General features: G+C 66.9%; 20 protein-coding genes and 1 tRNA gene. All 21 read left to right on the forward strand.

Annotated features, from left to right (window positions below):
• The first annotated feature begins 41 nt into the window (after positions 1-41).
• Positions 42-689: a response regulator gene (locus tag ACQ7JA_RS00435; RefSeq protein WP_430893843.1), complete on the forward strand. Its 648-nt coding sequence runs from the start codon at positions 42-44 to the stop codon at positions 687-689.
• Positions 690-751: 62 nt separating this feature from the next.
• Positions 752-2,392, forward strand: a complete 1,641-nt coding sequence (locus ACQ7JA_RS00440; RefSeq protein WP_430893845.1) for an AMP-binding protein — start codon at positions 752-754, stop codon at positions 2,390-2,392.
• Positions 2,393-2,399: 7 nt separating this feature from the next.
• Positions 2,400-2,924 carry a MarR family winged helix-turn-helix transcriptional regulator gene (locus tag ACQ7JA_RS00445; protein WP_430893847.1) on the forward strand — a complete coding sequence of 175 codons (525 nt, stop codon included), beginning with the start codon at positions 2,400-2,402 and terminating at the stop codon, positions 2,922-2,924.
• Positions 2,925-3,052: 128 nt separating this feature from the next.
• A tRNA-Arg gene (locus ACQ7JA_RS00450) sits at positions 3,053-3,127 on the forward strand.
• Positions 3,128-3,255: 128 nt separating this feature from the next.
• Positions 3,256-5,469, forward strand: a complete 2,214-nt coding sequence (locus tag ACQ7JA_RS00455) for a PAS domain-containing hybrid sensor histidine kinase/response regulator (RefSeq protein WP_430893849.1) — start codon at positions 3,256-3,258, stop codon at positions 5,467-5,469.
• Between the two features lie 202 nt (positions 5,470-5,671).
• On the forward strand, positions 5,672-7,591 hold the full coding sequence (locus ACQ7JA_RS00460; protein WP_430893851.1) for an ATP-binding cassette domain-containing protein: 1,920 nt from the start codon (positions 5,672-5,674) through the stop codon (positions 7,589-7,591).
• Between the two features lie 48 nt (positions 7,592-7,639).
• The gene (locus ACQ7JA_RS00465; RefSeq protein WP_430893853.1) at positions 7,640-8,365 is read left to right on the forward strand and encodes a CAAX prenyl protease-related protein; all 726 of its coding nucleotides are present in this window, start codon (positions 7,640-7,642) and stop codon (positions 8,363-8,365) included.
• A gap of 37 nt (positions 8,366-8,402) precedes the next feature.
• Positions 8,403-9,626, forward strand: coding sequence for an XrtB/PEP-CTERM-associated polysaccharide biosynthesis outer membrane protein EpsL (epsL, locus tag ACQ7JA_RS00470; protein ID WP_430893855.1), 1,224 nt, complete (start codon positions 8,403-8,405; stop codon positions 9,624-9,626).
• A gap of 26 nt (positions 9,627-9,652) precedes the next feature.
• Positions 9,653-11,035, forward strand: coding sequence for an undecaprenyl-phosphate glucose phosphotransferase (locus tag ACQ7JA_RS00475; protein WP_430893857.1), 1,383 nt, complete (start codon positions 9,653-9,655; stop codon positions 11,033-11,035).
• 354 nt (positions 11,036-11,389) lie between these two features.
• Complete coding sequence (gene gmd, locus ACQ7JA_RS00480; protein WP_430893859.1) at positions 11,390-12,505, forward strand: GDP-mannose 4,6-dehydratase; 1,116 nt, start codon at positions 11,390-11,392, stop codon at positions 12,503-12,505.
• Between the two features lie 2 nt (positions 12,506-12,507).
• Positions 12,508-13,527, forward strand: a complete 1,020-nt coding sequence (fcl, locus tag ACQ7JA_RS00485) for a GDP-L-fucose synthase (RefSeq protein WP_430893861.1) — start codon at positions 12,508-12,510, stop codon at positions 13,525-13,527.
• A gap of 183 nt (positions 13,528-13,710) precedes the next feature.
• Positions 13,711-14,775 (forward strand): EpsD family peptidyl-prolyl cis-trans isomerase, encoded by a 1,065-nt coding sequence (locus tag ACQ7JA_RS00490; protein ID WP_430893863.1) that lies wholly within the window; start codon positions 13,711-13,713, stop codon positions 14,773-14,775.
• A 57-nt stretch (positions 14,776-14,832) separates the two neighbouring features.
• Positions 14,833-15,621 (forward strand): polysaccharide export protein EpsE, encoded by a 789-nt coding sequence (gene epsE, locus ACQ7JA_RS00495; RefSeq protein ID WP_430893865.1) that lies wholly within the window; start codon positions 14,833-14,835, stop codon positions 15,619-15,621.
• 169 nt (positions 15,622-15,790) lie between these two features.
• Entirely contained in the window at positions 15,791-17,197 is a 1,407-nt protein-coding gene (gene epsF / locus ACQ7JA_RS00500; RefSeq protein ID WP_430893867.1) for a chain length determinant protein EpsF, read from the forward strand.
• A gap of 67 nt (positions 17,198-17,264) precedes the next feature.
• On the forward strand, positions 17,265-18,134 hold the full coding sequence (gene epsG, locus ACQ7JA_RS00505; RefSeq protein ID WP_430893869.1) for a chain length determinant protein tyrosine kinase EpsG: 870 nt from the start codon (positions 17,265-17,267) through the stop codon (positions 18,132-18,134).
• Position 18,135: 1 nt separating this feature from the next.
• Positions 18,136-19,128, forward strand: a complete 993-nt coding sequence (gene xrtB, locus ACQ7JA_RS00510; protein WP_430893871.1) for an exosortase B — start codon at positions 18,136-18,138, stop codon at positions 19,126-19,128.
• Positions 19,125-19,865 (forward strand): exosortase-associated protein EpsI, B-type, encoded by a 741-nt coding sequence (gene epsI, locus ACQ7JA_RS00515; RefSeq protein WP_430893873.1) that lies wholly within the window; start codon positions 19,125-19,127, stop codon positions 19,863-19,865. Before xrtB ends, epsI begins: the two co-directional genes overlap by 4 nt.
• Before the next feature lie 16 nt (positions 19,866-19,881).
• Positions 19,882-21,342, forward strand: coding sequence for an O-antigen ligase family protein (locus ACQ7JA_RS00520; RefSeq protein ID WP_430893875.1), 1,461 nt, complete (start codon positions 19,882-19,884; stop codon positions 21,340-21,342).
• Complete coding sequence (locus ACQ7JA_RS00525; RefSeq protein WP_430893877.1) at positions 21,342-22,853, forward strand: oligosaccharide flippase family protein; 1,512 nt, start codon at positions 21,342-21,344, stop codon at positions 22,851-22,853. Before ACQ7JA_RS00520 ends, ACQ7JA_RS00525 begins: the two co-directional genes overlap by 1 nt.
• 59 nt (positions 22,854-22,912) lie before the next feature.
• Positions 22,913-24,187: a glycosyltransferase family 4 protein gene (locus tag ACQ7JA_RS00530; RefSeq protein WP_430893879.1), complete on the forward strand. Its 1,275-nt coding sequence runs from the start codon at positions 22,913-22,915 to the stop codon at positions 24,185-24,187.
• Positions 24,123-24,914 (forward strand): glycosyltransferase family 2 protein, encoded by a 792-nt coding sequence (locus ACQ7JA_RS00535; RefSeq protein WP_430893881.1) that lies wholly within the window; start codon positions 24,123-24,125, stop codon positions 24,912-24,914. Before ACQ7JA_RS00530 ends, ACQ7JA_RS00535 begins: the two co-directional genes overlap by 65 nt.
• Positions 24,915-24,998 lie beyond the last annotated feature (84 nt).

Raw genomic sequence — 24,998 nt, forward strand, 5'->3', positions numbered from 1 at the left:
GCCCACTATAATGCCGCCATGATCGATACGACGGTGGCGGCATGAAGGTCCTGGTGGTGGACGACGACGTGGTCTCGCGCATGATGCTGATGCATCAGGTCGACGCCTGTGTGCGCGCGGAGATCCTGGAGGCGGAAGACGGCGAGCATGCCTGGCGCCTGCTGGCGGGCGGGCTGCGGCCCGGCATCGTGTTCTGCGACCTGCGCATGCCCCATCTCGACGGCCTGGGCCTGCTGGCGCGCCTGCGCGCCGACGCCGCCACGGCGTCCATTCCCTTCGTGCTGGTCTCGGCCGCCTCGGACGCCGAGACCCTGGGACAGGCCGGGCGCCTCGGCGCCGACGGCTATATCGCCAAACCCTTCCGCATCGACGAGGTGCGCGCCCAGCTTGCCAGGTTGCAGCCGGCCGGCGAGTCCGGCGAGGACCCGCAGGCGGTGGCGGGGCGTCTCGGCATCACGCTCGAACGCCTGCTGGTCTACCTGGCCGGTCTGCGGCGCCAGCTCGAAGAAGCGCAACAGGGCGGCGGGCCGGGACCGGCGCGCCTGGCGGAAGGCTGCGCCACCCTGGGCCTGACCCAGGCCGCGGCGCGCCTGCGTACCGCCGGCCCGGAGGCCATCGCCCAGGCCCTGGCCGCAGTGGACCGCCAGGACGCGCTCGCGCGCAAGGCCGGCGCCGATTCTGCTTGCTGACTGAGTTGCTTTAGATTTAAAGTATCTGCGGCCGTTGTCTTAACCTCAACAGGGACCCCGCCATGACCGACGCCGCCGTCAACGACCTCCCGCTCGCGCCTTCCGGCTACGCCGACGGCTTCGCACGCGCGAAGCTGCCGCCCATTGGGGAATGGCCGGAACTGCGCTTCGACCTGCCCGAGCTGCAGTACCCGCCGCGCCTGAACGCCGTGGCCGAGCTGTTCCAGGTGGCTGCCGTGCGCGGCTGGAACGGCCGCACCGCCCTGATCGGGGCGCGCGAGCGCCTCAGCTATGCCGAACTCTCCGCCCGGGTCGACCGCATCGCCCACGTGCTGCGCCGCGACCTCAGGCTCGCCACCGGCAACCGGGTGCTGCTGCGCGGCGCCAACTGCCCGATGATGGCGGCCTGCATCCTGGCCGTCATCAAGGCCGGCTGCATCGCGGTGCCGACCATGCCGCTGCTGCGCGCGCGCGAACTGGGCACCATCGCCGAACGCGCGAAGGTGGACGCCGTCCTGTCGGCGGCCTCGCTGCGCGCCGAAGTCGACGCGATGGCGCGTCCCGAGCTGCCGCTGCTGCTCTTCGACGACCCCGATTCGCCGGATGGACTGGAAGCGCGCATGGCGTCCCACAATGCGCCCTTCGCCGCGCCCGACACCGCGGCCGACGACGTCTGCCTGATCAGCTTCACCTCCGGCACCACCGGCGTCCCGAAGGGCACCATGCACTTCCACCGCGACCTGCTGGCGATCTGCGACTGCTTCCCGCGCCATACGCTGCGCGCGCGCATCGACGACGTCTTCATCGGCACGCCGCCGCTGGCCTTCACCTTCGGCCTGGGCGGGCTGCTGCTGTTCCCGCTGCGCGTGGGTGCGAGCGCGGTCCTCATCGAAAAGCTGACGCCCGAAACCCTGCTCAAAGCGATCGAGGAACAGCGCGCCACGGTCTGCTTCACGGCGCCCACCTTCTACCGCCAGATGGCCCAGCTGGCCGGCCGCTTCGACCTGTCCAGCCTCACGCGCACGGTGTCGGCCGGCGAGGCGCTGCCGGTGGCCACGCGCGCGGCCTGGAAGGAGGCGAGCGGCCTCGAGATGATCGACGGGATCGGCGCCACCGAGATGCTGCACATCTTCATCTCCGCCGCCGGCGCGGATGTGCGGCCCGGCGCCACCGGCAAGCCGGTGCCCGGCTACGTCGCCTGCATCCTGGGCGAAGACGGGCTGCCGGCCGGGCCGGGCGTGATCGGGCGGCTCGCGGTCAAGGGCCCGACCGGCTGCCGCTACCTGGACGACCCGCGCCAGCGCGACTACGTCGTCAACGGCTGGAACATCACCGGCGACGCCTACGAGATGGACGAGGACGGGTACTTCCACTACCGTTCGCGGCTGGACGACATGATCATCTCGGCCGGCTACAACATCGCCGGGGCCGAGGTCGAGGAAGCCCTGCTGCACCATCCGGCCGTGGCCGAATGCGGGGTGGTGGGGCGGGTGGATCCGGAACGCGGCCAGGTGGTCGAGGCCCATGTGGTGCTCAAGCCCGGGCATGCGCCGTCCGGCGACACCGCGCTGGCGCTGCAGGAATTCGTCAAGGCCCGCATCGCGCCCTATAAATATCCGCGCGTGGTGCGCTTTCGCGAACAGCTCCCGCGCACCGAAACCGGTAAACTGCAACGCTTTAAATTGCGCACCAATGAGGGCTGAGGACCATATGAAGGATGCTCAAGGGCAGGACGAAGCGAAACAGCCGCATGAAGCACCCGGGCTGGACCTGGCCAGCCGCCTGACGCCCGACCACCACCAGTCGCTCAAGCTGTGGCTGCGCATGCTCTCGTGCACCGTGCGCATCGAGAACGAGATCCGCACCCGCCTGCGCGCCGCCTTCGGCATCACCCTGCCGCGCTTCGACCTGATGGCCCAGCTCGAGCGCCACCCGGAGGGCATGCGCATGGGCGAGCTGTCGAAACGCATGATGGTCACCGGCGGCAACGTCACCGGCATCACCGACCAGCTGGAACGCGAGAAGCTGGTGCAGCGGGTGCCCGACCCCAGCGACCGGCGCGCCTGGGCGGTGCGCCTGACCCCGGCCGGCCGCACGGCCTTCGCCGAGATGGCGGCCGTGCACGAGCGCTGGATCGACGAGATGCTGGCCGATATCCCGGCCGAGGACAAGTCGGCGCTGATCGGCATGCTGACCTCCATGAAGGGGCGCCTGCGCATCGACGACGGGCGTTAACGTGCGTAAATGGGCGTTAACGGGCGTTAATGGGCGTTAACGGGCGGAATGCGGAAAGCACGCGCCACTGTTCTGATTTGGCAAGACGGCTGGTACAATATGGGGCTGCCGGCGTCTGCCGCGCATGTGTCGCCATAGTACAATGGATAGTACAAGGTCCTCCTAAGACTTAGATGCAGGTTCGATTCCTGCTGGCGACACCATTTCTGCCTTCCCGTCCCGGTGTTTCCCCTGAGCCTCGGCTATACTGCCGGCTTCGCTCTCCTGCGCGTCTGCGTCCGCTTTCATGTTCTTCCCCATAGCTGGGCGGCCTGGCGCCGTCGAATCCGTGATGGCCGCCCTTGACTGGGCCGACATGCCCTGTGGCGACCCCGCCACCTGGGAACCGGCGCTGCGGTATGCGTTGCGCCGCATGCTCGACACGGACAATCCCGTCTTCATCGTCTGGGGCGAAGCGGGGCTGCTGTTCTACAACGACGCCTGCCTGCCGCTGCTGGGCGCGCACCACCCGGCATCCCTTGGACGGCCGGTCGCGGCAGCCTGGCCGGAAGCCGCGGCGGTCGTGGCGCCGGTCCTGCACGAGGCGCTGGCCGGGCGGCCCGCGCGCCTGCGCGAGCTGCCGTTCACTCCGGCGATCGCCGGCACGCTCTTGCGCGACCTGGACGGCCGGGTGCGCGGCCTGTCCTTCACGGTCGACTCCAGCCCGGCCCACCTGCGCCTGGCGACCGCCCTGGATGCGGCCGGCGTGGCGACCTGGGACTGGGACGTGCGTGCGAACCGTCTCCTTTCCGACGCCAACCTGCGCGCGCTGTATGGCGTGTCCGACGAGGATGGCGTCGAGGCGCCGGTGGAGACTTATCTCGCGGCCATCCATCCGGACGACCTGCCGCAGGTGCAGGCACGCATCGCGCGTGCATTGGCCAGCGGCGAGCCCTTCAGCGACGCCTACCGTGTCCGCGGCCGCGACGGCATCTGCCGCCACGTGGAAGCGCGCGGCAAGGTGGCCTTGGGCGCCGATGGCCAGGCGGCCTGGCTGTCCGGCGTGGCGCTCGACGTGAGCGCGCGCAAGGAAGCCGAACTGCGCTTTCGCGAGATCGCCAACGCCATGCCGCAGGCGGTCTGGTCGACCCGGCCGGACGGCTTCCACGACTACTACAACGACCAGTGGTACAGCTTCACGGGCGTGCCCTACGGCTCCACCGACGGCGAGGGCTGGAACGAGCTGTTCCACCCCGACGACCGGGAACTGGCCTGGGAAAAGTGGCGCGAGTCGTTGCGCACCGGCAAGACCTACGAGATCGAGTACCGCCTGCGCCACCACTCCGGCCACTACCGCTGGGTGCTGGGCCGCGCGCTGCCGGTGCGCGACGACAGCGGGGCCATCGTGCGCTGGATGGGCACCTGCACCGACATCCACGAACAGAAGCTGACCCAGCAGGCGTTGCAGCAGGCCGACCGCCGCAAGGACGAATTCCTGGCCATGCTGGCCCACGAGCTGCGCAATCCGCTGGCGCCGATCGTCACCGCGGCCTCGCTGCTGACGCTGGGCTCGGGCGTGTCCGAGCGGGTGCAGCAGGTCGGCAAGGTGATCTCGCGCCAGGCCACCCACATGACCGGCCTGATCGACGACCTGATGGACGTCTCGCGCGTCACACGCGGCATGGTGACGCTGGAAAAGGACAGGGTGCAGTTATCGAGCGTGATCGACGACGCCGTCGAGCAGGTGCGCTCCCTGGTCGAGGGCCGCGGCCACCGGCTCGAGCTGCGCGTCCTGCTCGGCGACGCCTTCGTGGCGGGCGACCGCAAGCGCCTGGTCCAGGTGCTCGCCAATATCCTCGGCAATGCGGCGAAGTACACGCCGGCGCACGGCCACATCGTGCTGGAGGCCGCCGTCCAGGACGGCCGCGCCGTCGTGTCGGTGCGCGACAACGGCATCGGCATGGCGCCGGAACTGGTCGGCAGCGCCTTCGAGCTCTTCCACCAGGGCAAGCGCAGTCCGGACCGCTCCCAGGGCGGCCTGGGCGTCGGCCTGGCGCTGGTGCGCAGCCTGGTGCAGCTGCACGGCGGATCGGTGACGGCGGCCAGCGAAGGGGAAGGGCGGGGCAGCACCTTCACGGTGAGCTTGCCCCTGCTGTCCTTGCCCGGCCAGGACGCGCCGGATGGCGCCGCGGCCTTGCCCGTCGCCGGCGAGGTGCAACGGGTGCTGGTGGTGGACGACAACGTCGACGCGGCCGAGCTGGCGGCCATGCTGCTGGAACTGCTCGGCTACCAGGTCAGCGTCGAGTTCGGCGCGCAGGCGGCGCTGGAACGGGCCCGCCTCGAGCAGCCCCAGGTCTGCCTGCTCGACATCGGCCTGCCCGGCATGGACGGCAAGGAGCTGGCCCAGCGCCTGCGCCGGATTCCGGGGCTGGAAGGGGTGCGGCTGGCGGCGATGACGGGCTATGGGCAGCCGCATGACCTGCGCGCGAGTGCGGAGGCGGGCTTCGATGCGCATTTCGTCAAGCCGGTCGATGCGGGTGCTCTCGCAAATTGGTTGGCCTCGTAGGGTGGACGGCTCCGCCGTCCGCGCGTTCAGCCACACGGTGATTGGTCGCGGCGCGTCAGTTCATCAGGCAGTTGAACGCGCGGACGGGGGAATGTAGTCCACTGGACTACATTCCCCCGTCCACCCGACAACGGCCAGCCGGTACAATGCACGCTTCTCTTAATTTCTCACCGGCGCCCTGGCGCCGCAAGGTTCACGGATCATGGCTGTCATCTCCCTTACTTCCGCGCAGCTGGCTTTCGGCCACGTCGCGCTGCTCGACCACGCTGACTTTTCCCTCGAGGCCGGCGAACGTGTCGGCTTGATCGGCCGCAACGGCACCGGCAAGTCCTCGCTGCTGAAGATCATCTCGGGCCGTTCGAAACTCGACGACGGCCTCTTGGTGATGCAGCAGGGCATCAAGATCGCCTACGTCGAGCAGGAACCGGTCTTCGATCCGGAAGCCACCGTGTTCGACGCGGTGGCCGCCGGCATGGGCGACCAGCAGGCCATGCTGGCCGAGTACGAAGCCATCACCGGCCAGTTCGGCGGCGACAACGACGAGGCCCTGATGGAGCGCATGCACGAGCTGCAGCTCAAGCTCGACGCGCTCGATGGCTGGAACCTGGCGCACAAGGTCGATACCACCCTCGACCGCCTCGGCCTGAACCGGGAAGCGAAGATGGGCACCCTGTCGGGCGGGATGCAGAAGCGCGTGGCGCTGGCCGTGGCCCTGGTGTCCGGCCCCGACGTGCTGCTGCTGGACGAACCGACCAACCACCTGGACTTCACCTCGATCAAGTGGCTGGAAGGGCTGCTGCGCGAATTCCGCGGCTCGGTGCTCTTCATTACCCACGACCGCAGCTTCCTCGACAACGTCGCCACCCGCATCATCGAACTCGATCGCGGCCGCCTGCTTTCCTTCCCAGGCAATTTCACCACCTACCAGGAACGCAAGCGCGAGCTGCTGGCCAACGAGGAAGTCGAGAACGCCAAGTTCGACAAATTCCTGGCCCAGGAAGAAGTGTGGATCCGCAAGGGCGTGCAGGCACGCCGGACCCGCGACGAAGGCCGCGTGCGGCGCCTGGAAGCGCTGCGCCTGCAGCGCGCCGCCCGCCGCGAGCAGCAGGGCACCGTCAGGCTCGAGGTCGCTTCGGGCGAGCGCTCGGGCAAGATCGTGGCCGATATGGAAAACATTTCCAAGGCCTACGGCGAGAAAATCATCGTGCGCAACTTCACGGGCACGATCCTGCGCGGCGACAAGGTCGGCCTGATCGGTCCGAACGGCGCCGGCAAGACCACCTTGCTCAAGATCATCCTGGGCGACGAGACCGCCGACAGCGGCAGCGTCAAGCTCGGCACCAAGCTGAACGTGGCCTACTTCGACCAGATGCGCGCCCAGCTCAATGAAGAGGCGAGCCTGGCCGACACGATTTCTCCGGGCAGCGACTGGGTCGAGATCAGTGGCCAGAAGAAGCACGTGATGACCTATCTCAACGACTTCCTGTTCGCGCCGGAACGCGCGCGTTCGCCGGTGAAATCGCTTTCCGGTGGCGAGCGCAACCGCCTGCTGCTGGCGCGCCTGTTCGCCAAGCCGGCCAACTGCCTGGTGCTGGACGAACCGACCAACGACCTCGACATCGAAACCCTGGAACTGCTGGAAGAATTGCTCGAGGAATACACGGGCACCGTCTTCCTCGTCAGCCACGACCGCACCTTCCTCGACAACGTCGTGACCCAGGTGATCGTGTCCGAGGGCGACGGCCTGTGGCGCGAATACGTCGGCGGCTACACCGACTGGGAGCGGGTGAAAGCCAGCGCGCCGGCCCCTGCGCCGAAGGCGCCGGCGCCGGCCGCTCCGGCCAAAAACAGCGAAATGTCATCTACCGCACAGAGTACGTCTGGCAAAAAGGTAAAGTTGAGCTACAAGGAGCAGCGAGAGCTGGAGGAACTTCCCCAGCTGATCGCCACTCTCGAGGATGAGCAGTCCGCCATCACAGCCCAGCTGAACTCGGCGGACTTCTACAAGCAGAATCCCGGCGATGCGCGGCGCCTGAGCGAGCGCCACGCCGAGATCGACGAACTGCTGCTCGACGCCCTGGATCGCTGGGAGCGCATCGAAGCCCGCGCCAGGGGCGAGTAGCAAAATGTAAATCATAAGCGGCAGGCCAGGCGCCTGCGACCAGAGGACATGACCGAGCACAACGAATCCCGTACCGCTCCAGCAAGCCCTGCGTTATCGGTCGACGCACCCTTGTTCAGCCGCGCCGCCTGGGCGCGGATCCTGCCTTTCGCCGCCTACATCTTCTTCATCGTCCTCGGCGACCTGCTCGAGCGGGCCGGCTTTGCCCGCGCCGAGCTGCGCTGGCTCTATCCGGTGCAGGTGGGCGTCGTCGCCGTGCTGCTGGCCGTATTCTGGCGGCGCTACCACGAACTGCACGTCCCCCTTCCCAAGCCGGCGCAACTGTTGATGGCGATTGCCGTCGGCATCCTCGTGCTGGTGCTCTGGATCAACCTCGACGCGCCCTGGATGACGGTGGGCTCCACCCCCGGCTATAACCCGACGGGTGAAGGCGGCATGAACTGGCCCCTGGTCGTCATCCGCATCCTCGGGGCCGCACTGGTCGTGCCCGTCATGGAAGAACTGTTCTGGCGCTCCTTCGTGATGCGCTGGGCCGATGCGGCCGACTTCGAGGCCCTGGAACCGGCCCGGGTCGGCATCAAGGGTTTCCTGATTTCCAGTGTCCTGTTCGGCTTCGAGCACGACCTGTGGCTGGCCGGCATCGTGGCCGGCGTCGCCTATGCACTCCTTTATATGCGTCACCGCAACTTGTGGTCGGCCGTGCTCGCCCACGCTGTCACCAACGGCATGCTCGGCGCCTGGGTCGTCGCGACCGGCAGCTGGCAGTTCTGGTGATTCCCTCAGCGAAATGACCTCCAAGAAGACAAACAAGATGAAGCATTCACGCCCACCTACCCGCGTCCCGCTGGCCCTGCTGCCGGCCCTGGTCGGCGCATTGTTCCTCCTGCCAGGCGCGGCCAGTGCCGCCGAACCCGAAGAAGGCCTGCGCCTGTACGGCGGCATCGGCTGGGGCTACGACGACAACCTGCTGCGCGTGCCCGACAACCGCCCCGCTTTCGGCGGCAGGAAGAGCGACCGCTGGCGCCAGGCTGAGGCGGGCGTGGTCTACAACAAGCGCATCAGCCGCCAGCGCGTGGCCGTGGTCGCCAAGGCCTCCAAGGTGAATTTCGACCACTTCCAGCAGCTCGACTACGACGGCCGCGACCTGCAGGGCACCTGGTTCTGGGAAGTGGGCAACAAGTTCGAAGGGCAGGTCGGGGCGCTCTACAACCGCACCCTGGCGCCCTACACCGACTTCTTCAGCGACGAGCGCAATGTGCGCGAGCAGCGCCGCCAGTGGGTCGACGCCGGCTACAAGATGCATCCGAGCTGGAAGATCCGCACCGGCTTCACGCGCGACCGCTACGAGTACGAGCTGCTGCGCCAGCGCTGGAACAACCGTACCGAGAGGGCGAGCGAGGCCGAGCTGCTCTACACGCCGAGGAGCGGCAGTTCCGTCGGCCTGGTGGCGCGCCGGGTCAAGGGCGTCTATCCCTTCCGCCGTCCCGCCGCCACCGGCGTGCTGGTCGACGACTTCACCCAGGACGAACTCAAGGTGCGCGTGAACTGGTATGCGACCGGCTCGACGACGCTGCAGGCCCTGGCCGGCTATGTGCGGCGCGAGCAGCTATCCTTCGGCGAAGGCAAGACCAGCGGCTTCAACGGCCGCCTGAACGCCACCTACACGCCGAAAGGCAAGATCAGCTACAACGCCTCGCTCTGGCGCGAGTTCGCCCCGATCGAGAGCACCATCGTCAGCTATACGCTGAACCGCGGCGTCAGTGCGGGCGCCACCTGGCAGGCCACCGGCAAGGTCAAGGTCGAGGGCAATGCCGCCTACGAGCAGCGCGCCTACAACCCGCGCGAGGCCTTCAGCGGACGGGGAGAGCTGAGCGACTCCCTGCGCACCGCCAGCCTGCGCGCCACCTGGCAGGCCAAGCGCAAGGTCGCCGTCTCGGCCGGCTGGCAGCACCAGTCCCGGAGCGGTTCGCAGAACCTGGGCCTGGGTAAATTCGACGCCAACACCGTGATGGTGAACGCGAACGTGCTGTTCTGAGCACCGCAGCAATCACGAAGGTCCACATGACGGTCAACGATATCCCGATCATCTCCTTCTTCCAGCGCGTGCTCGACCCCCTGATCATCATGGGGACCCTGTACCTGGCGACGCTGTACTACGGCGAGCCCTTCTCGGGCTATTCGCTGGTGCTGATGATCCTGGCCTTCTTCATCTCGTCGGCGGTCTACCAGCACGTCGATCCCTACCGCACCTGGCGCAGCGGCCGCATGCTGGCCTATGCGCGCGACACGGTGTTCGGCTGGTGCCTGACCATGGCCGTGCTTTACTTCCTGGGCTCGGCCAGCGGCCTGAAGTATTTCTATGACGAGCGGGTGCTGCTGGCCTGGTTCATCGCGACCCCGCTCACCATCCTGGCCAGCCACCTGGCGGTGCGCAAGGCCACCGGCAGCCGCGACCGCTCGCGCGAGGTGCGCTCCATCGTGGTGGTCGGCTGCAACGACGTCGGCATCAAGTTCGCCGGCGTGTGCGAGCGTCACCCCAACCTCTTCATGGAAGTGGAAGGCTTTTTCGAAGACAGGAACGACGAGCGCCGCCCTGCGAACATGAAGCATCCGGTGCTGGGCGGCATGGCCGACGTCTGCCAGTACGTGCGCCAGCACAATATCAAGATGATCTTCATCAGCCAGCCGATCTCGGCCCAGCCGCGCATCCGCAAGCTGATCGACGAGCTGAAGGACACCACGGCCTCGGTCTATTTCCTGCCCGACGTCTACGTCTTCGACCTGATGCAGGCGCGCTTCGACACCGTGGGCGGCATGCCGGTGATCGCGATCAGCGAGACGCCGTTCATGGGCTTCAACAGCGTGATCAAGCGCGGCAGCGACATCCTGATCGGCAGCATCATCCTGCTCCTGATCTCGCCGCTGATGCTGGTGATCGCCATCGCCGTCAAGCTCAGTTCGCCCGGCCCCATCATCTTCCGCCAGCGCCGCTATGGCCTGTATGGCGAAGAGATCTACGTCTACAAATTCCGCTCGATGACGGTGACCGAGGATGGCGCCAAGGTCGTGCAGGCCCGGAAGAACGACCAGCGGATCACGAAAATCGGCGGTTTCCTGCGCCGCACCTCGCTCGACGAGCTGCCCCAGTTCATCAACGTGCTGCAGGGACGCATGAGCCTGGTCGGCCCGCGCCCGCATGCCGTCGCGCACAACGAGCAGTACCGCAAGCTGATCAAGGGCTACATGCTGCGCCACAAGGTGCGCCCCGGGATCACCGGCTGGGCCCAGGTCAACGGCCTGCGCGGCGAGACCGCCACGCTGGACAAGATGGAAGCGCGCATCCAGCACGACCTCGATTACCTGCGCAACTGGTCGCTGTGGCTGGACCTGTGGATCATCATCAAGACGGTGAAAGTGGTGCTGACGCGCGAGAACGCGCACTGATTTTCGTAGCGTGGGCGTTGGATTGTGGGTAGCTGCGCAGGCGAATCCACCTTGATTTGAACGCGTGGGCGGAGGACCGCCCACCCTACCGAACCAGTTGACATTAGCGACATCGAATACAGAATCCGGGTATGGTCGGGTTTTGAGAAAATTCATCATTTGTCGACAAACTGTCGACATTTACTGGTGAAAACACTTTAAATTCGTTTTGGAAATAAATCGCTTAGGCTTGACTTAAACGCCACACGCACGATTGCATACTTGCTTGCATGACCATGCCAGCTGCGTAGAATCGTTGATGAGTTTGCAACTTGCCGGGGCCGGCTTGGTCTGGTTCTGCACGGGAAGAAGAATATGAAAAAAGCGTTGATCACCGGTGTGACGGGCCAGGACGGCTCCTACCTGGCGGAGCTGCTGCTCGAGAAAGGCTATGAAGTGCACGGCATCAAGCGCCGCGCCTCGTTGTTCAACACCGGCCGCATCGACCACATCTACCAGGACCCGCACGCCGACAATCCGCGCTTCATCCTGCACTACGGCGACCTCACCGATACCTCGAACCTGACCCGCATCCTGCAGCAGGTGCAGCCGGACGAAGTCTACAACCTGGGTGCCATGAGCCATGTGGCGGTGTCCTTCGAATCGCCCGAATACACGGCCGACGTCGATGCGATCGGCACCCTGCGCCTGCTGGAGGCGATCCGCTTCCTGGGTCTGGAAAAGAAGACCCGCTTCTACCAGGCCTCGACCTCGGAACTCTATGGCCTGGTGCAGGAAACGCCGCAGCGCGAGAGCACGCCTTTCTATCCGCGCAGTCCGTATGCGGTGGCCAAGCTCTACGCCTACTGGATCACGGTGAACTACCGCGAGGCCTACGGCATGTATGCCTGCAACGGCATCCTGTTCAACCACGAATCCCCGCGCCGCGGCGAAACCTTCGTCACCCGCAAGATCACCCGCGCGCTGGCGAATATCTCGCAAGGCCTGGAGCACCAGCTGTTTCTGGGCAACCTGGACGCGCTGCGCGACTGGGGCCATGCGCGCGACTACGTGCACATGCAATGGCTGATGCTGCAGCAGGACAAGCCCGAGGACTTCGTGATCGCCACCGGCCGCCAGTATTCGGTGCGGCGCTTCGTGGAGATCGCGGCGAACGAGCTCGGCATCGAGATCGCCTGGCAAGGGCAGGGCGTCGACGAGCGCGGCCTGGTGGCAAGCATCCACGGCGACAGGGCGCCGGGCGTGGTCGTCGGCCAGACCATCGTCGCCGTCGATCCGCAGTATTTCCGTCCGACCGAGGTCGAGACCCTGCTGGGCGACCCGAGCCGTGCGCGCGAACGCCTCGGTTGGGAGCCCACAACCTCTTTCGAAGCGATGGTGCAGGAAATGGTGGCGCACGACCTCGACACGGCGCGCCGCCACAAGCTGCTGGCATCGCATGGCTACAACGTTGCACTTTCACTGGAGTAATCGTGTTGAACATTCAGCAGAAGCAGAACGAGCCGCGCATCTACGTCGCCGGCCACCGCGGCCTGGTCGGTTCCGCCATCGTGCGCGTGCTGCGCGCCCAGGGTCACACCAACATCGTCACCCGCACCCACCAGGAACTGGAACTCACCGACCAGGCCCAGGTGCGCGAATTCTTCCGTACCGAGAACATCGACCAGGTGTATCTCGCCGCGGCCAAGGTGGGCGGCATCCACGCCAACAATACCTACCCGGCCGAGTTCATCTACGACAACATGATGGTGCAGGCCAACGTCGTCCATGAAGCCTGGCGCGCCGGCGTGAACAAGCTGCTCTTCCTCGGTTCCTCCTGCATCTACCCGCGCCTGGCGGCCCAGCCGATCCGCGAGGAATACCTGATGAACGGCATCCTCGAGCCGACCAACGAACCCTATGCCATGGCCAAGATCGCCGGCATCAAGCTGTGCGAGAGCTACAACCGCCAGTACGGCACCGACTACCGCAGCGTCATGCCGACCAATCTCTACGGCCCGGGCGACAACTACCACCCCGAGAACAGCCACGTGATTCCGGCCCTGCTGCGCCGCTTCCATGAGGCGAAAGCGGGCGGGGCGGCGGAAGTGGTGATCTGGGGCAGCGGCAAGCCCATGCGCGAATTCCTCTACGTCGACGACATGGCCGCGGCCAGCGTCTACGTGATGAACCTGCCGATGGAGGTGTACGCCGCGAACACCGACCCCATGCATTCGCACATCAACGTCGGCACCGGCGAGGACGTCACCATCGCCGAACTGGCCCGCCTGGTGGGCGAGACCGTCGGCTATCGCGGCCGCATCGTCTTCGATGCAAGCAAGCCGGACGGCACGCCGAGGAAGCTGCTGGACGTCTCCAAGCTGGCCGCCCTCGGCTGGCGCGCCAGCACGCCGCTGGCCGACGGCCTGCGCCGCGCCTACGAGGCCTTCCTGGAACAGCAGGCGGTGGAAAGCAGCGAGGCCGAGCGGGAGCCGGCGGCGGTAGCGGCATGAGGTGCGCGCCGCTCCGTGGGGCACGGGGCGGCGCCGTAGAACAGCAGAGCGTTAGTTGACGAACAGAGAACGAATCGTGCGGAACCCAGAATGGATGAGCGCCCTTTCCGGAGACATTGCACGAAAGAGCGGTACGAATAACAAGCAGGGCGCAGGCCCGAGGACAACGTCGAGGACACTATCTTGAAAACCTTCCATTTTGCAGCCAAGCATACCTCCCTCTCCACCTCCAGGCGCCTGCTGGGCACGGCGGCGCTGGTGCTGGCCGCGGCCGGCCTCGCGGGCTGCGGCGACAAGGACAAACCCGCGGAATCGAAACCTGGCCAGGCGCTGGCCAGCGTGAATGGCGAGGAAATCACGGTCTTGCAGCTGAACGAGGAAATGCAGCGCGCCGGCGTGCCGGCCGCCCGCCAGGGCGAGGCCGGCAAGCAGATCCTGCAGGCGCTGATCGACCGCGAGCTGCTGGAGTCCGAAGCGGCCAAGGAAAAGCTCGACCGCGACCCGAAAGTGATGCAGGCGATCGAGCGCGCCCGCTCCCTGATCATCGCCCAGGCCTATATGCAGAAACGCATTGGCGAGCCGCAGCGTCCCTCGGCCGCCGAAGTGGAAGACTACTTCAACAAGAATCCCCAGTTCTTCGCCAACCGCAAGCAGTTCGCGATGAACGAGCTGATCGTCGCCGCGAGCGACCTGACCCCGGAAGTGCGCGCCGCCGCCGACAAGGCCAAGTCCCTGGAAGAGGTCGCCGTCTTCCTCGACGCCCGCAACATCAAGTACGGCCGCGCCCAGGTCACCCGCAGCACCGCCGACCTGAATCCGCAACTCTCGGCCAAGCTGCTGGGCATGCCCAAGGGCCAGCTCTTCGTCGTCAAGGAAGGCGAGCGCGCCATGCTGATCTCGATCGCCGAAGTGCGCGACGCGCCCGTGACCCTGGCCATCGCCGGACCGCAGATCAGCCAGTACCTGATGAACAAGAAGAACAAGGAGCTGGCGGCCGCCGAGATCCAGCGCCTGCGCGGCACCGCCAAGGTCAGCTACCTGAACAAGGACTATGCGCCGAGCGCCACCGCACCGGCCAGCGCGACCCAGATGGCGGGCGCGGGCGGACCGGGCCAGGCTTCGGTGGCGCCTGCGGGCGATGTCGGGACGGTGGCGGGCGCCGCGCCGGGCACGGCGCCCGCCACCGTCCCGGAAGCGGCCTCGGCCGACAAGGCCGCGCTCGACCGCGGTGTGATGGGCCTGAAGTAAGCAGCAGGCACGCGACTCAGTAACGACCAATATCGGAACCGAAGGGAAGGAACAATCATGAAACGATTCGTGAAGTGGATGATGGCTGCCGCGCTCGTGCTGACGGTAGGGATCGCCGGCGCCGCCGAAGTGCTGCTCGGACCGGGCGACGTGGTGAAACTGTCCGTGTACGGCAGCCCCGATCTCTCGCTCGAGACCCGCGTCAGCGAGAGCGGCAACATCACCTTCCCGCTGCTGGGCCAGGTCGCCGTGGGCGGCCTGTCGGTGGCGGCCGCCGAGAAGAAGATCGGCGACATGCTGGAGAAGGGCGGCTACCTCAAGAAAGCCCAGGTCAATATGCTGGTGACCACCCTGGCCAGCCAGCAGGTCTCGGTGCTGGGCTATGTCAACCGTCCGGGCCGCTACGCGGTGGAAGGGCGCCGCAAGGTGCTCGACCTGCTGGCCATGGCCGGCGGCATCCACGGCGAGGGCGGCGACATGATCAACCTGGTGCGCACCCGCAACGGCAACACCACCCGCGAAACCATCGACGTGGTCGAGATGGTGCGCAAGGGTGAACTCAACAAGGACTACGAGGTGGCCGGCGGCGACATCATCTACGTCGAACGCGCCCCGCGCGCCTACGTCAGCGGCGAAGTCACCCGCCCTGGTCCGTTCCGCCTGGAGCGCGGCATGACCGTGCAGCAGGCCGTCGCGGCCGGCGGCGGGCTGAACGTTCGCGGCAGCAACAACGGCATGAAGATCACCCGCAAGGATGCCGGCGGCAACCCGGTGACGATTGATGTCAAAGCAAATGATCTGGTCCAGGTTGACGATGTCATCGTTGTCCGCGAGTCCTGGTTCTAAGTAGGGTGGGCGGTCCTCCGCCCACGCGTTCCAAATGCCGGTGCGACCATGCGGGCGTGATTTGAACGCGCGGTCGGCGAAGCGACGGCGCCGCCCAGGCCACCCTACGAAGTAACAGCAGTGTTTTTGTCCACCCCGCTTGTCAAAGCAATGATGCAAAGGTAAGGCCATGAACGTCCATCAATTCCTGCTCATCCTTCTCGCGAGGAAGAAGATCATCCTCGGGACCTTGCTGGTGACGGTCCTGCTCGCACTGGGCTGGAGCCTGATGCAGCAGAAGACCTACAAGGCCACCGCGTCCGTGCTGCTGAACTACAAGGGCGTGGACCCGGTCAGCGGCCTCACCATGCCGGGCAACCTGATGCCGGGCTATATGGCCACCCAGATGGACATCATCATGAGCAAGACCGTGGCCCTGCGCGTGGTCGACTCGCTGCGCCTCGCATCGAGCCCGGCCGTGCAGGCCCAGTGGCGCGAAGCGAGCGAAGGCAAGGGCTCGGTGCGCGACTGGCTGGCCGACCTGCTGCTCAAGAAACTCGACATCATGCCGTCGCGCGAGTCGAGCGTGGTGGGCATCAGCTTCAGCGGCGCCGACCCCACGTTTGCTGCCGCCGTCGCCAACGCTTTCGCCGACGAATACCAGAAGATCAGCGTCCAGCTCAAGACCGAGCCGGCCAAGAAGGCATCGGCCTACTTCAACGAACAGACCAAGCAGCTGCGCGACAACCTCGAAGCGGCCCAGGCCCGCCTGTCCAAGTACCAGCAGGAGAAGGGCATCGTCAGCCTCGACAACAACCGCGTCGACGTCGAACTGTCGCGCCTGAACGACCTCTCGGCCCAGCTGGTCGCGGCACAGACCCAGGCCATGGAAGCGAGCTCGCGCGCCGGCATGGCCACCGGCGTGGGCTCGCCCGACGTCGCCAACAATGCCCTGGTGCAGAGCCTGCGCGTGAGCCTGGCCAGCGGCGAAGCCAAGCTGGCCGAAGCCGCCTCGCGCTACGGCCGCAACCACCCGGCCTACCAGTCGGCCCAGGCCGAAGTGAGCAAGATGCGCGCCGAGCTGAACGCCGCCCTGGGCAGCGTGTCGAAGAGCGTGGGCGCCAACGCCCAGGTCTACCGCCAGCGTGAATCCGAACTGCGCGCCGAGCTGGCCGCCCAGAAGACCCGCGTGCTCGAGCTGAACCGCACCCGCGACGAACTCGGCGTGCTGCTGAAAGACCTCGACAGCGCCCAGCGCGCCTTCGATGCCGCCAGCCAGCGCTTCTCGCAGACCCGCATCGAGTCGCAGTCCGAGCAGTCGGACATCTCGGTCCTGAACCCGGCCGTGCCGCCGACCGCGCCGTCGGGCCCGCGCGTGCTGCTCAATACCCTGGTGTCGATCGTGCTGGGCACCATCCTCGGCGTTGGCCTGGCCCTGCTGCTGGAACTGGTGAACCGTCCGGTGCGCTCGACGGGGGACATCAAGGACATGCTGGGCATCCCGGTGCTGGGCACCATCGAGTGGCGCGTCAAGCGTCCGAAGGGCGGCGGCATCCGCGCCCTGATCACGCCGCGCCGCCTGCTCCGGCTCAACTGATCTCAACTGAGCTGAACTGAGCTGAACTGAACAAGCGCAGAACAAGAAGGACAACCAAGGACAGACCATGAATTCATCCGTGCTATCCGCCTTGCCCCACGACCCGGCTGCCGAGTCGAGCATGGGAGCGCTGCTCCTGGACCAGGGCAAGCTGACTCTCGACGATGCCGAACGCGTGCTGCGCATGCAGAAGGACCTCGGGATCCGCTTCGGCGAAGCCGCCGTGCGCCTGGGGCTGGTGAGCGAGGACGACATCCAGCAGGTGCTGGCGCGCCAGTTCTCCTATCCCTATCTGCAGAAGGGGCAGACCAACCTCTCGCCCAAGCTGGTGGCGGCCTACGATCCCTTCTCGCCCCAGGTCGAAGCGCTGCGCGCGATCCGCAGCCAGCTGATGCTGCGCTGGTTCGCCCGCGGCCGCCGGGCCCTCGCCATTGCCGGCGTGACGCCCGACGACGGCTCCAGCCTGTTCGCGGCCAACCTGGCGGTGGTGTTCTCCCAGCTGGGCGAGCAGACCCTGCTGGTGGACGCCAACCTGCGCAGCCCGCGCCAGCAGGAGATGTTCGGCGTCAAGCCGCGCCAGGGCCTCTCCGACCTGCTGGCCGGCCGCGCCGACCTCGACGTCATCACCCGGGTGCCGGCTTTCGTGGACCTGTCCCTGATGCCGGCCGGGACCCTGCCGCCCAACCCGCAGGAACTGCTGGCGCGCGAAGGCTTCCGCAACCTGAATACCCAGCTCGAGTCGCGCTACGACGTGGTGCTCTACGACCTGCCGCCTTTCGCTTCCGGCGCCGACGCCCTGGCCGTGGCGGGGCGCGCCGGCGGTGTGCTGCTGGTGGCCTGCAAGCACCGTACCCGCATCGCCAACGTCAGCCGCATGGCCGAGCAGATGGCCGAATCGGGAGCCGAAGTGGTCGGCTCCGTGGTGGTGGAGTTCTGATATGGCCGGCACTGCACGCACCGACATCGACGATCGTGGCGCAGCGCTGCCGCAAACCCTGTCCGGCAGCATCGACGGCATCCGCCGCTCGCTGCCCGAATGGTGGCCCATCTTCGCCGGCCTGGCAATCCTGCTGGGGCCGACCTTCTACGACCTGTTCACCGGCGCCTGGATCGGCGAGGAGCAGGGACATGGCCCGATCATCTTCTTCCTGGCAATCTGGCTGATCTGGCGGAAATGGCCCGAGATGCTGGCCGCCATTGGCCATCCCGCCGTCGCGCCCGTCAACACCTGGCTCGGCTGGCCGGTGCTGGCCATCGGCCTGATGTCGCACCTGCTGGGCCGTTCGCAGAAGATCCTGATGTTCGAGGTCGCCTCGATCATCCTCGTCATGGCGGCCATCGTGCTGCTGAAATTCGGTTCGCGCGCCCTGCGCGCGCTGTGGTTCCCCTTCTTCTTCATGCTCTTCATGGTGCCGCTGCCGAGCGAGCTGGTGGCCGCCGTGACCATGCCGATGAAGATGGCGGTGTCCTGGGTGACCGAGCACATCCTCTTCGCCCTCGGCTACCCGATCTCGCGCTCGGGCGTGGTACTGCAGATGGGCCAGTACCAGCTGCTGGTGGCCGACGCCTGCGCCGGCCTGCAGACCCTGCTCACGCTGGAAGCGCTGGGCCTGTTCTACCTGAACCTGATGCGCCACCCCTCGGCCTTCCGCAACATCACGCTGGCGATCCTGATCATCCCGATTTCCTTCACCGCCAACGTGATCCGCGTGATCGCGCTGACCCTCATCACCTATTACTTCGGCGACGCCGCCGGCCAGGGCTTCCTGCACGGCTTCGCCGGCATGGTGCTGTTCGTCACGGCGCTCTTGCTGATCCTGGCGGTCGACAACGGCCTGCAGTGGTGGATCAAGCGCAGGGAAGGCGGTTCCGGCGGACCCGGAAGCGGAGGAGGGCGCAAGCTGACCCCGACCCTGAAGGAGGCGACATGAACCGCCGCTTTGCGATCAGCCTGGTGCTGGGCCTGGCCATGGCCGGCACCTCGGCCCTGACCGGCGCCCTGACCCCGAAGGCGCGCGTGCCCCAGGCCCACGAGCAGTTCTCGCTGGAACAGATGATCCCGCAGCGCTTCGGCGACTGGCGCATCGACCCGAACGTGGTGCCGCTGCAGCCCGACCCCGAGCAGCAGAGCGTGCTGGAAAAGATCTACGACCAGACCCTGTCGCGCACGTATGTGAACCGCGAAGGCCAGCGCGTGATGCTGTCGATCGCCTATGGCGGCGACCAGAGCAAGGCCCTGCAGCTGCACCTGCCCGAAGTCTGCTACGTGGCCCAGGGCTTCCAGATGGTCAAGGACCAGGAGGGCGAGCTGCCGACCGGTTTCGGCGAGCTGCCGGTCAAGCGCCTGGTCGCGCGCCTGCACGAGCGCAACGAACCGATCACCTACTGGATCACGATCGGCGAACACGCCACCAAGACCGGCATCCAGCAGAAGCTGCGCCGCCTGGCCTACGGCCTGTCGGGCGAGATCCCGGACGGCATGCTGGTGCGGGTCTCGACCATTCAGGCCAACGATGCCCAGGCCTGGCGCATCCAGGACCGCTTCGTGACCGACATGCTGGGCAATATGGCGCCGCGCGACCGTACCCGCCTGCTCGGCGCGGGCCTCGAAGGTGCAGCGGTTCAGGCACGCTCGGGCCATGCGGCGCAAGCGCCTGCGCGTGGATAAACTGGAACTCCCCTAGATGAACCAGATCCTGCCTTACGTTTATTACTCGCTGCCCTGGGCCTTCATCATCGGGCTCTCGATCGCCGCGGTGGCAGGCATCGGCATCGGCCTGGTATGGCCGCGCTTCCTGGTCTATCCCTACCTGGCCATCTATTTCTGCATGAACTCGACCAGCTACGGGAATATGGCGATCTTCGCCACCCGCAGCATCTACAGCCGCGGCTCCGGCATGCTGTTCTTCGGCCTGCTGCTGTGGTACGTGCTGGGCGCCTGGGCCTGCGCGCGGGTCGCCGCCAGTTTCCAGCGCTATCCGGCGCCGGAATGCAATCTCCGGCCCTGGTTCCTCGGCTGGTTCGTGCTGCTGGTCGGCCACGTCGGCGTGTCCATGATGCTCGACGTGCCCCTCAAGGATTCGCTCTCGCCCCAGGGCTTCTCGAACATCGTCTGGATGGCGCCGCTGATCTCCCTGATCCTGCTGTCCTTCCGCACCCGCGAGCACGTGCTCGAGCTGACCCACTTCATCCTGCTGCTGGGCCTGGGCCGCGCCCTGTTCGGCCTGGTGCGCTGGGCGGCCTTCGGCGGTGACCCGAACAATGTGTACGCGAACATGAACGCGATCAAGATTCGGCTCACCTTCTTCGACATCAACGACAGCCTGGTCTGCACCATCGCCTTCGCCATCGCCGCCGTGCACCTGTTCCAGACCGTCAAGACCGACCGGCCGAAATTCTGGCGCGGCATCGAATGGGCGACCCTGATCACGACCGCCCTGTGCATCGTGCTCTCTTACCGCCGCAGCGCCTGGATCGGCTTCCTGCTGGCCTTCCTGGTGATCATGATGCGCTTCCCGATCAAGCGCCGCATCCAGCTCATGACCGGCGGCCTGCCGCTGGTCGGCGCCGCGCTGGCCTATGTGGCGGTGCAGCGCCTGACCCAGACCAAGGGGGCGGGCGGGGGGCTCTCGAGCCTGGTCTACGACATGCAGTCACGCCGCTTCGGTCCGGAGAGCGAACGGGTGCTGGAACTGAAGTTCGCGCTCGCCGACTTCCTTTCGAAGCCGATCACGGGCATCGGCTCCTGGGGCAGGTACACGGGCTACCAGTACATCTCCTGGCAGAACAATCCGGACGGCGGCCTCTTCCTGCACAGCGGCGTGCTGCACGTGGCGCTCAAGAGCGGCCTGCTGGGCACCTTCCTCCTGATCGGCACCATCGCCGCCTTCGTGCTGTTCGCGCGGCGGGCCCTGAAGACGCTGCCGCCCGAGCTCCTCGGCCTGGCCACGGCCGGCGTGGCGGGCATCGCCTTCATGATTCCCGACTTCCTGATCGGCACGCCTTTCCCGCAGGTGCGCACCACGCAGATGCTGGCCATCTGCCTGGCCTTGCCCTACCTGGCCATGGCCGTGGCCAAGGTGGCGCCCGCCACGAAACCGGCGGTGAAACCGTTCGTGCCGCGTCCGCGCCTGGTGGCTGCCTGATGAACCTGCGCCTTGCCCGCAACGCCTGGTCCAACCTGCTGGGGGCCGCGATTCCCGCACTGGTGATGCTGGCCACCGTGCCCATGGTCGTGAAAGGACTGGGCGACGCGAGCTACGGCGTGTACTCGCTGGTGACGGCCATCGTCGGCTACTTCGCCGTCATCGACATCAACGTCACCGCCGGCTCGGTGAAATACATCGCCGAGCACAATGCGCGCAAGGACGAGGAGGGCGTCTACGAGACCCTGTCCTTTGGCCTGGCCACCTACGCCATCATCGGCGTGCTGGGTGCGCTGGGCCTGCTGCTGGGGGCGCAGTGGTTCGTGACCAGCGTATTCTCGGTGCCCGCCGCGCTGGTCCCGGAAGCGATCGCCACCCTGCGCCTGGCCGCCCTGGGCTTCCTGCTGGGCCAGGTCCAGAGCTACCTGAACAGCGTGCCCCAGTCCCTGATGCGCTACGACATCTCGGCGCGCGTGGAAATGGTGTTCGGGACCCTGGTGCCGATCGCCACGGTCGGTGTGCTGCTGCTGGGCTACGGCCTGTTCGAGGTGGTGCTGCTGCGCGTGATCGCAAGCAGCATCCACTGCACCATCCTGTGGCGCGCCGTGAAACGTCTGCTGCCGGGCTTTCATTTGCGCTGGCCGGGCGCGCGGGCGCGCGGGGCGCTGCTCGGCTTCTCGGCCTACTCCTTCCTGTCGCGCTTCGCAACGCTCTCGTATGCCCACGCGGACAAGCTCATCATCGGCGCCCTGGTCGGGGTCACGGGCCTGGCCTACTTCACGGTGGCGGCCACGCTCGCCAACCGGGTGCTGAGCCTGACCTTCCGGCTGTCCGGCGTCTTCTTCCCGGCCGCCAGCGCGATGGCCGCGCAAGGCGAGCTGGCGCGCCTGGACCGCGCCTACCTGAAGGCGACCCGCTACGTCGTCTTCCTGAATGCGGCCATCCTGGTGCTGGTGGCCGTGTTCGCGCACCAGATCCTGCGCTACTGGATGAACGAAGACTTCGCCCGCAACGGCGCCCTGGTGCTGGCCGTGATGGCGCTGTCGCAGTTCGTCGACTCGCTCACCAGCCTGCCATCCCTGGTCAACGACGGCATGGGCCACCCGCGCGTATCCGGCCTGTTCGCCGTGACGCGCGCCCTGGCGGGCCTGGCCATCGTCTGGTTTGGGGTGGCCGGCTGGGGAATCGATGGCGCCGCCTGGGGGCATCTGGCGGGCTCGGTCCTGTTCACCGCCGCCTTCATCGTCTACGTGCACGGCCGCACGGTGCCGACCAGCTTGGTCCGCCTGCTGTCGCAGGGTTATGCGCCGGGCGTGGCAGGGGTGGCGCTGGTGGCGATCGCCGCCAGCACGGCCGAGACCCTGTTCGACCGCGGCGTCGCGGAATTCCTGTTCATCCTGGGCGTGACCGTGCTGCTCCTGGGCGTGCACGGCCTGCTGTTCGTGGTCGAGCGCGACGACCGGCTGATGGCCTGGTCGCGCGTGAAGGCGCGCTGGCAGCCTGCCGGGTGAACCCAGCATCGAATGCATGTCAAAGGAGAGTGGAGTTTGGTTCAGAAGCGGAGGGCACAATGCGCATCCTGATGGTGTCGGAAGATCTGCCGGGCGACCAGGTGGGCGGTCTCGGCAAGCACGTGGTCACGCTGGCCAACCGTCTGCTGGCCGAGGGGCACGACGTCGAGATCCTCGGCCGCAACGACCGCGGCATCGAGCGCTGCGCCGAGCAGATCGGCTTTCGCGGGCATTTCCGTCCCGGCTTCGATTACGCGCGCCCGGGCTGGAAGGAATTGCAGATGGGCGTGTTCAATCCGCTCAAGCGCCCCTTTTTCGCGCGCAAGATCGCGGCCGCCATCAACCAGCACGCCCCCGGCTTCGACGTCGTCCATTACCACGGCCACGTGCCCATGGTGGGCCTGCACGTGGAGGAGGGCATCAACTACGTGCAGACCCGCCACGACCAGGGCAGCGAGTGCCTGACCCACCTGCGCTTTCGTGACGAGACGGTGTGCGACAACCTGGTGCCGGGGGATTGCTCGGCCTGCATCACAGGACAGAACAAACGCGCGGGCACCATGCGCAAGTCGGTCACCGCGATCGCCGTCACCGGCTACCGCAGCCAGACCGCGCGCGCCTTTGCGCGCCACAAGACCGTCTTCGTCTCGGACTTCCTGCGCCGCCAGTTCCTGCGCGCGGTGCCGGACGCCGACCTGTCGCGCTGCCGCGTGATCCACAACTTCGTCGACTATCCGCGCCTGCTGCGCGCCGCCCAGGCCGCCCCGGAGCCCGAGCCGGGCGACATCGTGCTGGTCGGGCGGGTCGATGCCGGCAAGGGCTTCGGCGAGTTCCTGGCGGCGGCCGAAGGCCGGCTGCCGCCGCATGCGCGCCTGACGATCGCAGGCGACGGCCCCCAGCGCGCGGCGCTGGAAGCGCGCTACGCCGGCCCGAATGTCCGCTTCCTCGGCTGGCAGGACTACAACGGGGCGCTGGCGCTCACCGCGCGCGCCCACCTGGCGGTGGTGCCCTCGGTGTGCGAGGAGGCCTGCAGCACCACGGTGCTGGAAGCGCTGGCGCTGGGCCGCCAGTGCGTGGCCCTGGCGCGCGGCGGCACCCCGGAGCTGGCCGCCTACCAGCAATACGAGGGCCAGCTGCAGCTGGCTTCCACGATGGACGAGCTGGTCGAGCGCGTCGGCGCCCAGCTTGCCGAACCACCGCGACAGCGCGTGCCGCCAGCCTCCTTCGGGGCGGATGCCGGGCGTCTCTTACCTCAGTTACTGGAGCTGTATGCAGAGCAAACCAACCTTTTCGATCGTTACGTGCACCTGGAACAGCGCCGCCACGCTGGCTGACACCCTGGCCTCGGTCCAGTCGCAGACCTGCCAGGACTTCGAGCACATCTTCGTCGACGGCGGCTCCACCGACGGCACCCTCGACATGATCGCGGCCTACATGCGCGACAAGCCCGGCAACAAGCGGGTGCTGCGCGACGTCGGCGGCGGCATCAGCCGCGCCATGAACCAGGGCATCGAGGCCGCCCGCGGCGAGTACATCGCCCACCTCCATTCGGACGACTACTACAACGGCCCCGACGTGCTGGCCGTGGTCAAGCGCGCATTCGAAGAAGGGAAGGGCGGCGCGCCGGTCGATTGGGTGTTCGGCAACATCCAGATCCTCAAGGACGGCAAGATGGTCCCGCCCTACGCCATGCCGCCTTTCTCCTACCGCTCCTTCGTGGCCGGCCGCGCCTCGATCCCGCATCCGGCGGTGTTCGTGCGCAAGTCCGCCTTCGAACGGGTCGGCACGTTCGACGAAAAGCTGAAGTACGCGATGGACATCGACCTGTGGCTGCGCCTGGGCGCGGTCGCCAGGCCGGTCATGATCGACCAGCCGCTGACCGTGTTCCGCGATCACGAGGGCAGCGTGTCCTCGGCCAACCGGATCAAGGCGCGCCAGGAAGAATTCAACGTGCGCCGCCGCTACATGGAAAAAGCGCCGCTGTCCTTCGGTATCTACTGCCTGCGCTACCTGAAGCGCATGCGCGGCCTGCAGGCCGAGGCCAGATCGGTGGCAGCCTGACAAACGCCAGGCCTGTCGTAGCAATCTGACAGGTTTGCGCTTTTGTCTTTGCAGGAAAATTACACCCATTAAAAGCCTGCAAAT

Origin of the sequence: Massilia sp. BKSP1R2A-1 (assembly GCF_050586525.1) — a bacterium.
Lineage (GTDB): Bacteria > Pseudomonadota > Gammaproteobacteria > Burkholderiales > Burkholderiaceae_D > Telluria.